This window comes from Nocardia sp. NPDC051981, assembly GCF_040680715.1.
GTDB lineage: Bacteria > Actinomycetota > Actinomycetes > Mycobacteriales > Mycobacteriaceae > Nocardia.
This window is the reverse complement of sequence record NZ_JBFAXK010000020.1, coordinates 139,254-153,117: the sequence shown is the minus strand read 5'-3', so window position 1 is coordinate 153,117 and position 13,864 is coordinate 139,254. Positions and strand designations below refer to the sequence as shown.

Here is a 13,864-nt window from a genome sequence, read left to right as displayed (position 1 = left end):
GTAACAGATGTAGGTGACTGGTACTAATAGGCCGAGGACTTACCAACAAAGAAGCTACGCGTCCACTGTGCAGTATCTGAAACAACACACAGATCCTGCTGTTCCCTTGGGGAATGGGTGCTCGAGGGCAAGGCCCTCGATACTCCCTTTCCCCGCGGGACGCGGGGTGTGACAGTTTCATAGAGTTACGGCGGCTATAGCGGTGGGGAAACGCCCGGTCCCATTCCGAACCCGGAAGCTAAGGCCACCTGCGCCGATGGTACTGCACTCGACAGGGTGTGGGAGAGTAGGACACCGCCGGAACATCCTTCGCGAAGGCCCCCAGCTCATGCTGGGGGCCTTCTGCGTTTTCTGGGTATTTCTCGGCCTGCCGGGCCCTTGGCATTTCCGCCTCCGATCGCAAAGCGAGAGCACTGCTCTTGACTCGGTACCCACACTGGGTGATCATGGGTCTTAATTGAGAGCACCGATCTCGGAGTAGACATGATCACCACCGCCTGGACGGCCGTCAACCTGACCCTCGCCTTCGTGCTGGAACTCGTCGCCGTCGGCGCGCTGGCCTACTGGGGCGTGCGCACCGGTCGCGGCCGGATCGCCAAGGTGCTGCTGGGTGGCGGCGTCGCCCTGGCCGCCATGGTGCTGTGGGGCGTGTTCGCCGCACCGCAGGCGAGTTTCTCGATCCCCGTGGCGGCGGTGGCCACCAAGCTCGTGGTGTTCGGCGGTGCGGCCGCCGGGCTCTGGCAGCTGGGACATCGGTCGGCCGCGGTCGCCTTCCCGGTCCTGGTCGTCGCGAATCTGGCCGTGATCCATGCCGGGCATCTGGCGATGTAGCGCCGGCCGAGCTCGACCGGGCCTCTGCGAAATTCACGCGACATCGAAAACGTTGCGCTGTTACGGTCGCACGGCGGAGCGGGAGGTTCCGCCGAACTCGAGAGCAGGAAGGGGCCGATCATGCGCGTTCATCGCGACGTCGTCGTGGCCCGCCCGCGCTTCGAGGTGATCCTGGTGTCTTCGCCGGCTCGGTGCCGGCTGCGCGGCCGGTACTGAGTACCCCCGGGGCGTCTGCCCTGTCCGGGGGAATCGCGCTGTTCTGTTCCGGATCAGCACGAAGGACGTATGACCGTGCGTACCAACCTTTCTCGACAATCCTTGGCAATCGTTCGCAATCTCGGGATTCTCGCGCATGTGGATGCCGGGAAGACGACGGTGACCGAGCGGATGCTGTTCCTCACCGGGATCACCCACAAGCGCGGCGAGGTGCACGACGGCACCACCGTCACCGATTTCGATCCGCAGGAACGGGATCGGGGCATCACCATCTTCGCGGCGGCCGTGAGCTGCGAGTGGGCCGGGCACCGGCTCACCGTCATCGATACCCCGGGGCACGTCGACTTCTCCGATGAGGTCGAGCGGTCCCTGCGGGTATTGGACGGCGCGGTGGCTGTTTTCGACGCCGTGGCGGGGGTGGAGCCGCAGAGCGAATCGGTGTGGCGGCGCGCCGACCGCTACGGCGTGCCCCGGATCGCCTTCGTCAACAAGATGGATCGCGCCGGGGCCGACCTGACGGCCGCGGTCGCCTCGATTCGCGAACGGCTGCATCCGGTTCCGGTACTCGTCCAGCTGCCGGTGTACACCGGCGACGTGTTCGCGGGTGTGGTGGATCTGGTTCGCCTGCGCGCCCTCACGTGGGAGAACGGCCTCGTGGCGGGCCCGGTTCCGGATCACCTCGCGGACGAGGTGGCGCAACGCAGGCGCGAACTGGAAGATGCGGTGGCGGAGCGGAATTCGGCAGCGCTGGAGGAGTTCGTCGAGCGCTCCGGCCTGTCCGCCGAGACCCTGACCGCCGCGCTGCGGGAGCTCACCCTCTCCGGCCAGGTGGTGCCGGTGCTGTGCGGCGCGGCCTACCGCGATATCGGCATCGAGCCGCTGCTCGACGCTGTGGTCGCGTATCTGCCGTCACCGCTGGACCGGCCCGCGGTCGGGGCCGGTGGCGACGTCCGAGCCGCGGATCCGGCGGAACCGTGTGCGGCACTGGCCTTCAAGGTGCATGCCACCCCGACCGGGCGGCTCACCTTCGTGCGTGTCTACTCGGGTGTCCTGCGGAAGGGCGACACCGTGCTGGACGTGGGTGGTGGTCGTCGCGAGCGGGTCGCGCGCATCCTGCGGGTGCAGGCGGACCGGCACGCGGAGGTCGAGACCGCGGTGGCGGGCGACATCGTCGCGCTGGTCGGCCCGAAGGCCGTGGGGGTCGGCGCGACCCTGTGCGCGCCGGGCGCCCCGGTGCTGCTGGAACCGCCGGCTCCCACCGAGCCGGTGGTGTCGGTGGCGGTCGAGGCGAGGACCGGCGCGGACACCGAGAAGCTGGCGGTGGCCCTGGCCCGGCTGGCCGTGGAGGACCCGTCCCTGACGGTGCGGACCGACCCGGAGACCGGGCAGACCCTGCTCGCCGGACTGGGCGAACTGCACCTCGAGGTCGTGGTGGAGAAGCTGCGCCGTGACCGCGGGCTGAGCGTGACCGTGGGCAGGCCGCAGGTGGCGTACCGGGAGACCGTGGTGCGCGGCGTCCGGGGCCTGACCTACCGGCACGCCAAGCAGGACGGCGGGGCCGGGCAGTGGGCGCACATCGTGCTCGATGTGCAGCCGATGCGTGAATCCGAGCCCGGGGCAACGGGATTCGAGTTCGAGTCGACGGTGGTCGGTGGCCGGGTGCCGGCGGAGTTCGTCCGCGCGGTGGCGGCCGGCTGCCGGGACGCACTGGCGGAGGGCCCGCTCGCGGGTCATCCGGTCACCGGAGTCCGGGTCACGCTCACCGATGGCGCGACGCATTCGAAGGATTCGTCGGAGCTGGCGTTCCGCACCGCGGGCCGCCTGGGGCTGCGGGAAGGCTTGCGCGCCAGCGCCATGGCGGTGCTGGAGCCGCTGGTGGAGCTGACCGTGACCGTGCCGGAGGACCATGTCGGCGCGGTGCTCGGTGACCTCGCCGCCCGGCGCGGCCGGGTGACCGGCTCGGTCACCCGGCCCGGCGTCGTGGTGGTGACGGCCACGGTGCCGCTGGCCGAATTGTTCGGCTACGCAACCCGTTTGCGCAGTTGCACACAGGGCCGGGGCACGTTCACCACGCGCCCGCTGGGCTACGCCCCGGCCCCGTAAGGGGTGGCCGGGGCCCGGTGGCGGCGGCATATCGAAGCCGTCCGTCACCGGGCCCCGTTGTCGTGTGGGGCTATCGAAATCGCCGGAAGGGTTGATTGTTGTCGCGACTACGGTTACTGTTGTCGCAACAACAGAATTTCCCGAGGGGAGATGGCAGTCATGATGTACTCGTTCACCGAAGAGGCCGTGATCACCGGCGACATCGACAAGATCTGGGCGGTCGCCACCGATGTGGCCCGCTGGTCGGAATGGGACCCGCACGAGGAGAAGTCCCGCATCGATGGCGAGTTCGCGGCCGGGACCACCGGGTGGGTCAAGCCGAAGGGGGCGCCGGCGGGGCCGTTCACCATCGTCGCCGTGGAGCCGGGACGGTCGTGGACCAGCGAGGCGGGTATTCCGTTCGGGAAGCTGCGCGGCCACCGCACCTACCAGACCCTCGGCGACGGCACCGTGCGGGTGGCCGAGAATGTCGAGGTGCACGGGCTGTTCGGGCCCTTGTTCAAACTCGTCTGGGAGAAGGCCATGCGCGCGGACATGCCGCTGACCTTCGCGGCACTGGAGCAGGAGGCGCTACGGCGTGGCTGAATCATCGGGGCGGGCGCCGGGAACTTCGCGGCAGGCGCATGGCGTGCCGCGGGGACCGCTCATGAGCCCGGGCTTCTGGTTGCACCACGCCGCGCTGGAGTGGCGGGCGACGCTGGAGCGCAATCTGCGCCCGCTCGGCCTCACCCCCACCCAGTTCAACCTGCTGGCCTCGGCGGGCTGGCTGAGCCGGGAGGGCGAGCTGCCGACCCAGCAGCAGGTGGCCGACATGTCCGGTTCAGATCGAATGATGGCGTCCAAGGTGATTCGGGGGCTGGAGGAGCGCGGCCTGCTCCTCCGTCACGCCGATCCGGCCGACGCCCGGGTCCTGCGCATCGAACTGACCTCCGCCGGACGGGAACTGGCGAGCCAGGGCGTGCAGACCGCCGTCGACACCGATGCCCAGCTCTTCGGCGACGACGGCGACCAGCTGCGCGAACACCTGAAACCGATTGCCGCGCACCGGCTGCCGGGCTGATCAGGGCACGACCGGGCTGGTCAGGGCTTGACCAGGATCGCCCGCGTGTAGAGCAGCCCGAAGCCCAGCCGCTGCACATTCTGCTGGGACTTCGAGCCGGGCTGGGTGGTCACCACCGCGATATCGCAGCCCGCCGCGGTCGCCTCGGCGAGGCGTACCGACAGCAGCGACGACTGCACCCCGTGCCGCCGATGCGCGGGATCGGTTGCCGCGCCGGTCAGCTGGGCGACGCCCTGGGACATGCGCATGCTCGCCCCGCCCGCCACCCGTCCGCCCCGACGGGCCAGATACCGCCGCACCCCCGCCGCACCGGTGAGATCCCGCATGGCCCGGGCGATGACATCGGCCGGAAATTCCTCGTGCGGCGCCACACCCTGGGTATCGGGATGCGCGAACCCCTCCGCGACCACTTCGAGCCAGGTGTCGAACTCGTCCTCGCCGCTGGGTTTCACGTCGACACCGTCGGCGGCCACCGCGGCACGCTCGCCGCCGAGCTCCAGCCCGAGCACGTTCTCGAACGACACCAGCAGATAACCGCGCGCGGTGAGGAGTTCGCCGACACCCGGATCGCCGAGCTGCGAGACCTCGGCCTGTACCGGCGTCTTCCGTGCCGCGAACAAGCGCTCGATCTCGTCGAGTTCCGACGGCTCGGGTATCCCCGCGAATCCGAGCCCGGCAACCTTGTTCAGCGGCGACCCGTCCTCGGCGAGCGACGCCACCCCGCCCGCCACCGGCAGTACGAACCCCGCATCGGCTCCCACCCGGTCCGCGGCCGCCGCGCTGCCCTTCGCGATGAGCTCCGCTTCGACCCGCTCGATCCGCGCCGCCAGCTCCGTCCCACAGAAAAGCGTTCCCTGATCACTTGGCATGCACCCGAGCCTAATTCGGGTCGCAATGGACAGGCCCGCGATTTTCCGTCCCGGGCGAGCCTGCTGCCCAGGTCGTCACGGAACGGCCTGCCGGATCCCGTGAATGCCGCAGTCCGGGCGACCGCGGGTGGTGCCGGCCTACTCAGGGCCCGGGCTGCACCGGTCGGGTCGGCGGGGCCGGTGGGTATCGCGCCGTGCGGTCCTGAGTGGGTGTGGCCGTGGTCGGGTGGGTGGACGTGGGTCGTAGGGTCTGGGGGTGAGTGTTGATCGTTCGGGTGCAGTCGCCGGTGGGCTGGTGGTCGGGTTCGACCTGGATATGACACTGATCGATTCGCGGCCGGGGATTGCGGCGGTGTGGGATGCGGTGGCCGCCCGGACCGGGGTGGCGATCGATTCGGAGCTGGTGGTGTCGCGGCTCGGGCCGCCGCTGGCGCATGAGGCGGCGCAGTGGTTTCCGGAGCACGAGGTGCCGGGGATCGTCGCGATGTACCGGGAGTTGTATCCGGATCTGGCGGTGCACGCCGCGGAGCATCTGCCGGGGGTGGTCGACGCGCTGGCGGCGGTGCATCGGGCCGGTGGGCGGGTGCTGGTGATCACGGCGAAGAACGGGCCGCACGCACAGTTGCATCTCGATCATCTCGGGCTGGCCGTCGACGAGTTGGTCGGCGGGGCCTGGGCGGAGCAGAAGGGCGAGGTGCTGCGGGAGCGCGGGGCCTCGATCTATGTGGGGGATCATCTCGGCGATGTGCGGGCGGCCAAGGTGGCCGACGCGGTGTCGGTGGCGGTGACCACCGGGCCCTATGCGGCCGAGGAGCTGTCGGCCGCGGGCGCGGATGTGGTGCTCGGCGATCTGACCGAGTTCCCGCGCTGGCTGGCCGTCCATCTCGCCGTGTAACCGGTTGACTCGCAACCGTTCTCGGCGCACCGGCCGGGCGCGGCGCGGGCGCTCACGGATAGATCGGCGGGGCGAGGGCGAGGGCCACGGCGTGCGAGGGGTCGAGGGCGGGGATCGAGGCGTCGACCGTGTGGCCGTCGGCATCGCGTACCTGCCAGCCGCCCAGTGATACGACCGGAATACCGCGGTGGTTCGCCAATGCCAGCTCGGACAGGGTGCCCCACGAGCCGCCGATGACGATGACCGCGTCGGCCGAGGCCACCAGGATCGCATTGCGCGCCTCACCCATATTCGTATAGATCGCCGCGGACAGGCCCGGGCAGACCGCGTCACGATCCCTGTCGGGACGGATGCCGAGGACGAGTCCACCTGCGCCGGAAGCGCCCCCGGCGACGGCGGCCATCACACCCGAACCGCCGCCGCACAGCACGGTCGCACCCGCCGCGGCCAGCAGCCGGCCGACCTCGCGGGCGGCCGTGGACTCGGTGTCGGTGCAGGTGCTGGGGCCGCAGACGGCAATTTGCAGGGATGGCAAGGGCTTTCCTCTCGTCGGTGCGGACGGGTCGTTGGCATCAGGGTGATTCGAATGGTGTCGGCGCGGGGTGGCCGCGGCTACCGTTCTGCCCACGGTCACGAGTATCAGCATGTTCGAGCCCCGGCTCGCTGATCGGCAACCCTCGCGCGGCGGTGGGGTGCCCCGGGTGACGACCAGGCGGTGTCCACGCGGGACCCGCAAGCGCTAGTCGAAGGAGCACAGGTCCATGTCTGGATGCCGCCCGGCCAACGGCTGAGGCCCAGCGCCCGAATTCCATGCGGGCGATTCTCTTTCCCGCACCGTACGCCTTCGGCGGTCGCGGTCGAGTCCCCATGCCCCGGCGCGGTGCCGGTGCACGAGTGCAGAGGTAGCAATGAGCAGGAACTGGTCCGGGTCACGTGGATTCCGGGTGTTGGTGGGTGTGGTGGCGGCGACCGCGGTGGCGGGGCTGCTGTCGGCGTGCGGGAACGAGTCGTCGGACAGCAAGTCGGACACCGTGTACTTCGGGGTGTCGGGCCCGAAGACGGGCGGGTCGGCCGAGTACGGGCGGCTCTGGCAGCAAGGCTTCGACCTGGCCCTGGACGAGATCAATGCGGCGGGCGGGATCGACGGCAAGAAGGTCGCGCTGAAATGGGAGGATTCGCAGTCGGATCCGAAGCAGACGGTGCCGATCGCCACCAAGTTCGTGGGCGACAAGTCCATCATCGCCGAGCTCGGCGACTTCTCCTCGCCCGCCTCCATCGCGGCCTCGCCGGTGTATAACCGCGGCAAGCTGGTGCAGTACGGGTTCACCAACTCCTCGGTGGATTTCACCAAGGGCGGCGATTACTCGTGGAGCCCCTCCATCACGCTCGACGTGTACATGGAACGCAATGCCGAGTGGGTGCGGTCCAAGGCGAAGAAGGTCTCCGTCGTCTACCTCGAAACCGACTGGGGCAAGCAGGCTTTCAAATTCTTCGAGCAGTTCGCCAAGGAGAAGGGCATCGAGATCGCCTACTCCTCGGCCATCCTGCCGGATTCGCAGGACTTCCGGCCGGTGCTGATCAAGGGCCGCGACGCCAACCCGGACGCCTTCGTGCACCTCGGTTACGGCCCGGACGGCGCGCTGGTGGTCAAGCAGCTGCGTGATGTCGGGTTCACCGGGCAGCTCTTCGCCGGCCAGAACACCCCGCAGTTCATCGATCTGGCGGGTGCGGCGGCCGAGGGCGACATCGTGAACGGCGTCTTCACGCCGTCGGATCCGAGCCCCAAGATCCAGAGTTTCGTCACCAAGTTCCGGGCCAAGTTCAACACGGACCCGGGCGATTTCAACGTCTACGCCTACGACGCGCTGAACGTGCTGGTGAAGGCCGCCAAGACCGGCGGCGCCACCCGCGAGGGCGTGCTGAAGGGCCTGCGCGAGATCAAGGACTTCGACGGAATCGGCCTGGGCACCTTCGCCTTCGATCAGCAGACGCGCCGGCCCAGCGGCGTGAAGCCGATCGAGCTGGAACTGCGCAGCGGCAAATTCGTGCCGGTCGGAAGCGCCAAATAGATGTTCGACACGCTCATCGCGGGTCTGGTGCACGGCAATGCGTACGCGCTCATCGCCGTGGGCATCACCCTCATCTTCGGGGTCAGCAATGTCATCAACTTCGCGCACGGCTCGATCTTCGCGTTCGGTTCGGTGCTGGGCTGGTGGCTGATCGCCCAGCACGGCGTGCCCTGGTGGGCCGCGCTGATCGTGGTGGTGGCGGCGACGGCGCTGGTCGGCGTCGCCATCGACATCCTGGCGGTGCGGCCGCTGCGGCGGGCCCCCGCCATTGCCGCCCTGCTGGCGACGGTGGCGGTCGGGCTGATCATCGAGAACGTGGTCGCCCTGGTGTTCGGACCCGACACCCGGCCCTTCCCGCAGGTATTGCCCACCAACAACTTCCGGGCCGGCGGGGTGCGGTTCGGCACCTCCGATGTGGTCATGTTCGCCCTCACCCTCACGGTGATGGCGGGACTGTGGGCCTTCCTGCGCTACAGCCGCCACGGCCTGGCCATTCGCGCCACCGCGCAGGACCCGGACGCCGCCGCGCAGATGGGCATCCGCGTGGGCCGGGTGCAGTCGCTGGCCTTCGCCATCGCCTCCGGGTTGGGCGGGCTGGCGGGTATCTTCGTCGGCCTCTACAACTCGAACATCTCGCCGACCAGCGGCGGCATCGTCGGCATGACCGGGTTCGTGGCCGCCACCATCGGCGGCCTGGGGTCGATTCCGGGTGCGGTCATCGGCGGTTTCGTGCTCGGCCTGGTGGAGGCGTTCGGCATCTACTGGTTCGGTGACGGCTACCGGGATCTGATCACCTTCGGTCTGCTGGTGATCTTCCTGGTGCTGCGGCCCGGTGGCCTGCTCGCCCGGCCGCCCGCCATCGAATCCGAGCCCATGACCGGCACCTTCCTCGGGTCGGGACGGGAACCGCGGGTGCGCTGGTGGCATGCCTTGATCGCGTTCGCCGTTGCGGGCGTGGCGATTCCGCTGATCGCGGACGACTACGGCATCTCGGTGGGCACCCAGATCCTGGCCTACGCCATCATCGCGGTCTCCATGACTCTGGTGGCCGGGTCGGCGGGACAGCTGGCCATCGGGCAGGCGGGTCCCATCGCCATCGGCGCGTACACCTCGGCGGTGCTGACGGTGTCGCACGGCTGGGCGTTCCTGCCCGCCATCGTGGCCGCGGGCCTCGTCGCGGCCGTGGCCTCCTCGGTGCTGGCCGCGCCGCTGTGGCGACTGGGCGGGCACTATGTGGCCATCGCGACGCTGGGCATCGGCATCGTGACGGTGGCGATCATCCGCAACTGGGAGCCGGTGACGCGCGGCAGCTACGGCATCTTCGGGATTCCCGCGCCCAGTCTGTTCGGGTACGAATTCACCACGCACACTCAGATTTTCCAGCTGGAGCTGGTGGTGCTGGCCATCGTGCTGGCGGTCATCGTCGGCGTGCAGCGGTCCCGGCTGGGGATCGCCATCCGGGCCATCGGGGCCGACGAGGTGGCCGCCCGCTCGGCGGGGGTGCCGGTGCGCGACTACAAGGCGCTGGCCTTCGCGGTGGCGGCGTTCTTCTCCGGCATCGGCGGCGCGCTGCTGGCACACCAGTACTCCTACATCGACCCGACGGTGTTCAACCTGCCGATGTCGCTGCTGGTGGTGACCATCCTGGTGCTGGGCGGCACCGCCTCGCCCTACGGCGCGGTGCTGGGCGCGGTGGTGCTGATCGGGGTGCCGGAGCTGCTGCGGCTGGCGCCGTCGTGGCGAATCGTGTTGTACGGCTTGGTCTTGCTGCTGGTGGTGCGGTTCCGGCCACAGGGAATTCTGGTGAGGAGGAATCGTGTCCCGGTCAACGCCTGACGTGCTCACGGTCACCGGTCTGCGACGCTCCTTCGGCGGCGTGCGAGCCGTGGACGGGGTCGAATTCTCGATCGCGCCGGGTGAATTCGTCTCCATCATCGGGCCCAACGGGTCCGGGAAGTCGACGACGGTCAATCTGATCTCCGGCGTGCTGAGGCCGGATTCCGGGGCAGTTCTGGTGCACGGCAACAGGATTCGACCGGGTCGCCCGGAGGCGGCCGCCGCGGCGGGCATCGCCCGGACCTTCCAGAACGGCCGCGTGTTCGGCAATATGACCGTCCGCGAGAACGTCGATGTCGGCTTGCAGCCCACGCTGCGCGCCGCGCGGCCACTGCGCGCGCTGGCGAATGTGCCCGTGCTGAAATGGATTTCGCTGCTCGCCGAGCTGGGGGTGGCGCTGGCGCCGACACCGGCGGCGCGCGCCGAGCGGCGGGCGGCGGCCGCTCGGATCGACGCGCAGCTCGCGCGGTTCGAGGAACGCCTGGTGCCGCGCGCCGACCATCCGACCCACACGCTGTCCTACGCCAATCGCCGCCGCACCGAGATCGCGCGGGCGCTTGCCGCGGAACCCGGCCTGCTGCTCCTCGACGAGCCCGCAGCGGGCATGAACCAGACCGAGACCGCCGAAATCGGCAGGCAGCTGGCCGCATTGAAGGCCCAGGGCCAGACGGTGCTGCTGGTCGAGCACAAGATGGACCTGGTCCACGACCTGTCCGACCGGGTGCTTGTGCTCGACGAGGGGCGCATCATCGCCCAGGGCACGCCCGCCGAGGTGCTGGCGGATCCGCGCGTCATCGAGGCCTACCTCGGGCGCAGCCGGGCCGGCGGGAAGGTCGGCGCGGATGTCTGAGTTCGACGAGAACACCACGCCGATCCTCGAATTCGACCGGGTGGTGGTGCACTACGGCCCGTCCCGGGCGCTCGACGAGGTCTCCCTGCGGGTGCGGCCCGGCGAGATCGTCTCGCTGCTGGGCGGCAATGCCTCGGGCAAGTCGACCACCATGAAAACCGCGCTCGGCCTGCTCGAACCGTCCTCCGGCGTGGTGCGCATCGACGGCACGGACGTGAGCGCGACGTCCCCGCCGGCGCGGATCCGGGCCGGGCTGGCCTCGGTCCCGGAGGCCCGGCGCGTCTTCCCGGCCATGACCGTCGAGGAGAACCTCTTCGTCGGAGGCTACATCCGCAAGGAGCGCCGCGCGGTGCTGGCCGCGCGCGCCGCCGAGCTGTTCGACCACTTCCCACGCCTGGCCGAGCGGCGCGACCAGCGGGCGGGCACGCTCTCCGGCGGCGAGCAGCAGATGCTGGCCTTCGCCCGCGCGCTCATGAGCAAACCGCGCCTCATCTGCATGGATGAGCCCACCATGGGATTGTCGCCACTGTTCGTCGATCGGGTGCTGGAGGAGATCGCCCGGCTCAATCGGGAGCTGGGCCTGGCCATCCTGATCGTCGAGCAGCAGGCGGAGCTGGCCCTGAGCATCGCGCACACCGCCAATGTGCTGCGCAGCGGGCGGATCGTGCTGCACGGCCCGGCCGCGGAACTCGTCGGCGATCCGGCGGTGCGCGACGCCTACCTCGGAAAGGTGACCACATGACCCCGCAACGGCTCGGCTTCTTCACCCGCCTGGTCCGCACCGATCCGGCCGAGGACGCGGGCACGGTGTACCGGCAGGCGCTCGAGCAGATCGGGCTGGCGGAACGGCTCGGCTACGACACCGCCTGGGTGGCGCAGCATCATCTGGATCCGGCCGAGGGCGGGCTGCCGTCCCCGTTCGTGTTCCTCGCCCACGCGGCCGCCCGCTTCCCGCGCATCCGCTTCGGGACCGCGATCGTGACGCTGGCCCTGGAGGATCCGATCCGGGTCGCCGAGGACGCGGCGGTGCTGGACCAGCTGTCGGGCGGGCGGCTCGAGCTCGGGTTCGGCGCGGGCGGGTCGTGGCACGCCTTCGAACTGTTCGACCTGGCCGGCGCGGATCGGCAGTCGGTGTACGCGAACAAGCTCGCGCGGGTGACCGCGGCCCTGGACGGTACACCGCTGGTCGGCGACCGTGGGCTGAACCCGCCGGCCGCCGGGCTGCGAGACCGCCTGTGGCAGGCCACCTTCTCGGCCGGAGGCGCGGGCCGGGCCGGGCGGGCCGGCGACGGACTGCTGCTGTCCAAGGCCCAGCCGCGTGATCCGGCCGCGCCGGGCGCCACCCTCTGGGAGATCCAGCAGCCACTGGTCGACGCCTACCTCGACGCGCTGCCCGCGGGCGCCGAACCGCGAATCGGCGCGTCCCGGGGCGTTTTCGTGGCCGACGACCACGACGAGGCGGTTGCCCTCGCCGAGCGCGGGGCGGCCCGGTTCCTGGATCAGCTCGGCCGCAACGGCGGACCCGAAGTGGCGGAATCCGTCGACGAGGTCTTGCGCGACATCTACATCGGAACCCCGGACGAGGTGGTGGCGCGGCTGTCGGAGGACGCGGCGCTGCGGCACGCCACCGACTTCATCGTGCAGGCGCACCCGGTCGACCCGGGCCCCGCCGCCACCCTGCGCTCCATCGAACTCATCGCCACCAAGGTCGCGCCGCAACTGGGTTGGCGACCCGACGAAAGGACCAACCAGTGACCACTGATGTCATCGATGCCGTGCTGGGTGCGCGGGCCGAATCGGTGCGCGCGGTGCGCGCGACACGCCCGGAGGTTATCGAACATTCGCAGGGTGTATTCGAGGCGCTGCTCGACGGCCCGGCCACCGCGAGCGTCGGACGGGAGCGGCTGATCGCGGCGGCGGTCGCCGTCGCCGAGCTGGCCGGCGCGCCGGAGCTGGCGGCGTACTACGCGGCGCTGGGAACCACTCCGGCGGAGGGCGATCCGGTGCTGGCGGCCATGCTGCGGCACGCCGCCCGGGTGACCTCCGCGCCGGCGGCCCTCGCCCGCGCGGACATCGACGCGCTGGCCGCGGCCGGCCTGTCCGAGCGCGACATCGTGACGGTGGCGCAGCTCATCGGGTTCGTGCACTTCCAGGTCCGGCTGCTGGCCGGGCTGCGACTGATCGGAGCGGATGATGAGTGAGCCCGGGCGCGAGGTGCGCAGCGTCGAAACATCCCGGCGGCCAAGTGGATTCACCCAGGAGCAGCTGGACTGGGTGCCGTGGGTGGAACCCATCGTGCTGGCCGATGCCGATGAGTTGCAGCGTCCCCTGCTCGAGGGCGATCGCGGTGTCGGCCCCTACTTCCGGCTACTCGCGCGCAATGCCGAGGTGCTGGCGCACCGCAGCGCGAATGATCGAGCGATCTTCTACGGTCGAGGGGGATTGACCCGGGCCGAGCGCGAACTCGCGGCGACCGTTACCTCCCGGCACAACGGGTGTGAGTACTGCGCATCCGTTCATTCACGTTTCACTTCTGCGCTGTCCAAGCGTGTCGCGGATGTGCAGCGGTTGCTGGATGAGGGCAACGGGGTGCGGATCGACGAAAGGTGGGACGCCGTCATCGATTTCGTGGACGCGCTGGCCGCCAATCCGCCGCGCGCGTCCGCCGATCATCTGAAGCGGCTGCGAGAGCTGGGTTTCGACGCCGCCGAGCTGCACGATCTGGTGCTGTCCGCCGCCTCGTTCTCGTGGGCCAACCGGCTCATGCTCACCCTGGGCGAGCCGGAGGTCCCGGCCTAATCTAGGGCTCTCTCAAAAAAGTTCTAGAAAGTTCATCGGAAATCTTCCCTGCGTGGGTACCGGATCGGTATCGTGCCGAGAGCAAACGGTCAGTGAAAGCACTGGCACCCCGGCGGATCGGAGCACCACCATGGCGAACTTCCTTTCGGATGTTCTCGTTCAGACCATTCTCAAGTTGCTGGCAACCGGCTCCTCGAGCGTTTCCGCCAAGTAGCCACGCGAGCGCCATCTTTCGGCTACTGCGCGGAAGCCGGGGTGAAGTGGAAGGACCCGATCTCCGACGGGGGATCGGGTCCTTTTTTATGCCCGTATCGACGGGTTTCGCGCCTGGTGTCG

At 69.7% G+C, this 13,864-nt stretch carries 14 protein-coding genes, 1 rRNA gene and 1 riboswitch; of the genes, 13 read left to right on the top strand and 2 right to left on the bottom strand.

What is annotated here, in order from left to right:
- Positions 1 to 186: 186 nt before the first annotated feature.
- The 5 genes from rrf (at position 187) to AB0L60_RS29800 (ending at position 4,210) form a co-directional block, all read left to right on the top strand.
- A 5S ribosomal RNA gene (rrf, locus tag AB0L60_RS29820) occupies positions 187 to 303 on the top strand.
- Positions 304 to 483: 180 nt separating this feature from the next.
- A complete protein-coding gene (locus AB0L60_RS29815) occupies positions 484 to 831 on the top strand; it encodes a YrdB family protein (RefSeq protein WP_364620467.1) in 348 nt (115 codons plus the stop codon).
- A 318-nt stretch (positions 832 to 1,149) separates the two neighbouring features.
- A complete protein-coding gene (gene fusA, locus AB0L60_RS29810; RefSeq protein WP_364620464.1) occupies positions 1,150 to 3,150 on the top strand; it encodes an elongation factor G in 2,001 nt (666 codons plus the stop codon).
- 150 nt (positions 3,151 to 3,300) lie between these two features.
- Complete coding sequence (locus AB0L60_RS29805; RefSeq protein WP_364620461.1) at positions 3,301 to 3,735, top strand: SRPBCC family protein; 435 nt, start codon at positions 3,301 to 3,303, stop codon at positions 3,733 to 3,735.
- Entirely contained in the window at positions 3,728 to 4,210 is a 483-nt protein-coding gene (locus AB0L60_RS29800) for a MarR family transcriptional regulator (RefSeq protein WP_364620458.1), read from the top strand. The genes AB0L60_RS29805 and AB0L60_RS29800 overlap by 8 nt, the downstream gene beginning before the upstream one ends.
- A gap of 20 nt (positions 4,211 to 4,230) precedes the next feature.
- On the opposite strand, the gene AB0L60_RS29795 is transcribed toward AB0L60_RS29800, so the two are convergent.
- Complete coding sequence (locus AB0L60_RS29795) at positions 4,231 to 5,079, bottom strand: GNAT family N-acetyltransferase (protein ID WP_364620455.1); 849 nt, start codon at positions 5,077 to 5,079, stop codon at positions 4,231 to 4,233.
- A gap of 256 nt (positions 5,080 to 5,335) precedes the next feature.
- Between AB0L60_RS29795 and AB0L60_RS29790 the strand changes: the two genes are divergently transcribed.
- The gene (locus tag AB0L60_RS29790; RefSeq protein ID WP_364620453.1) at positions 5,336 to 5,974 is read left to right on the top strand and encodes an HAD family hydrolase; all 639 of its coding nucleotides are present in this window, start codon (positions 5,336 to 5,338) and stop codon (positions 5,972 to 5,974) included.
- A 52-nt stretch (positions 5,975 to 6,026) separates the two neighbouring features.
- Here the strand turns inward: AB0L60_RS29790 and AB0L60_RS29785 are convergent, their stop codons facing one another.
- A complete protein-coding gene (locus tag AB0L60_RS29785; RefSeq protein ID WP_364620450.1) occupies positions 6,027 to 6,509 on the bottom strand; it encodes a dethiobiotin synthetase in 483 nt (160 codons plus the stop codon).
- A gap of 93 nt (positions 6,510 to 6,602) precedes the next feature.
- Positions 6,603 to 6,719: riboswitch (SAM riboswitch) on the top strand.
- Between the two features lie 163 nt (positions 6,720 to 6,882).
- Between AB0L60_RS29785 and AB0L60_RS29780 the strand changes: the two genes are divergently transcribed.
- Genes AB0L60_RS29780 through AB0L60_RS29750 form a run of 7 tightly spaced genes read left to right on the top strand, consistent with a single transcriptional unit; the run spans position 6,883 to position 13,528 of the window.
- On the top strand, positions 6,883 to 8,043 hold the full coding sequence (locus AB0L60_RS29780) for an ABC transporter substrate-binding protein (RefSeq protein WP_364620447.1): 1,161 nt from the start codon (positions 6,883 to 6,885) through the stop codon (positions 8,041 to 8,043).
- Positions 8,044 to 9,879, top strand: a complete 1,836-nt coding sequence (locus AB0L60_RS29775) for an ABC transporter permease (RefSeq protein ID WP_364620444.1) — start codon at positions 8,044 to 8,046, stop codon at positions 9,877 to 9,879. It begins immediately after the preceding gene.
- Entirely contained in the window at positions 9,860 to 10,729 is an 870-nt protein-coding gene (locus tag AB0L60_RS29770; protein ID WP_364620441.1) for an ABC transporter ATP-binding protein, read from the top strand. Before AB0L60_RS29775 ends, AB0L60_RS29770 begins: the two co-directional genes overlap by 20 nt.
- Positions 10,722 to 11,471 (top strand): ABC transporter ATP-binding protein, encoded by a 750-nt coding sequence (locus AB0L60_RS29765; RefSeq protein WP_364620439.1) that lies wholly within the window; start codon positions 10,722 to 10,724, stop codon positions 11,469 to 11,471. The genes AB0L60_RS29770 and AB0L60_RS29765 overlap by 8 nt, the downstream gene beginning before the upstream one ends.
- Positions 11,468 to 12,484 (top strand): LLM class flavin-dependent oxidoreductase, encoded by a 1,017-nt coding sequence (locus tag AB0L60_RS29760; protein ID WP_364620435.1) that lies wholly within the window; start codon positions 11,468 to 11,470, stop codon positions 12,482 to 12,484. Before AB0L60_RS29765 ends, AB0L60_RS29760 begins: the two co-directional genes overlap by 4 nt.
- Positions 12,481 to 12,930 (top strand): hypothetical protein, encoded by a 450-nt coding sequence (locus AB0L60_RS29755; RefSeq protein ID WP_364620432.1) that lies wholly within the window; start codon positions 12,481 to 12,483, stop codon positions 12,928 to 12,930. Before AB0L60_RS29760 ends, AB0L60_RS29755 begins: the two co-directional genes overlap by 4 nt.
- Positions 12,923 to 13,528: a peroxidase-related enzyme gene (locus AB0L60_RS29750; RefSeq protein ID WP_364620429.1), complete on the top strand. Its 606-nt coding sequence runs from the start codon at positions 12,923 to 12,925 to the stop codon at positions 13,526 to 13,528. Before AB0L60_RS29755 ends, AB0L60_RS29750 begins: the two co-directional genes overlap by 8 nt.
- Positions 13,529 to 13,864: the final 336 nt, after the last annotated feature.

Coding starts and splice junctions, on each gene's coding strand:
- AB0L60_RS29815 (WP_364620467.1), top strand. CDS start 484: ATGATCACCACCGCCTGGACGGCCGTCAACCTGACCCTCGCCTTCGTG.
- AB0L60_RS29805 (WP_364620461.1), top strand. CDS start 3,301: ATGGCAGTCATGATGTACTCGTTCACCGAAGAGGCCGTGATCACCGGC.
- AB0L60_RS29795 (WP_364620455.1), bottom strand. CDS start 5,079: ATGCCAAGTGATCAGGGAACGCTTTTCTGTGGGACGGAGCTGGCGGCG.
- AB0L60_RS29780 (WP_364620447.1), top strand. CDS start 6,883: ATGAGCAGGAACTGGTCCGGGTCACGTGGATTCCGGGTGTTGGTGGGT.
- AB0L60_RS29775 (WP_364620444.1), top strand. CDS start 8,044: ATGTTCGACACGCTCATCGCGGGTCTGGTGCACGGCAATGCGTACGCG.
- AB0L60_RS29765 (WP_364620439.1), top strand. CDS start 10,722: ATGTCTGAGTTCGACGAGAACACCACGCCGATCCTCGAATTCGACCGG.
- AB0L60_RS29760 (WP_364620435.1), top strand. CDS start 11,468: ATGACCCCGCAACGGCTCGGCTTCTTCACCCGCCTGGTCCGCACCGAT.
- AB0L60_RS29750 (WP_364620429.1), top strand. CDS start 12,923: ATGAGTGAGCCCGGGCGCGAGGTGCGCAGCGTCGAAACATCCCGGCGG.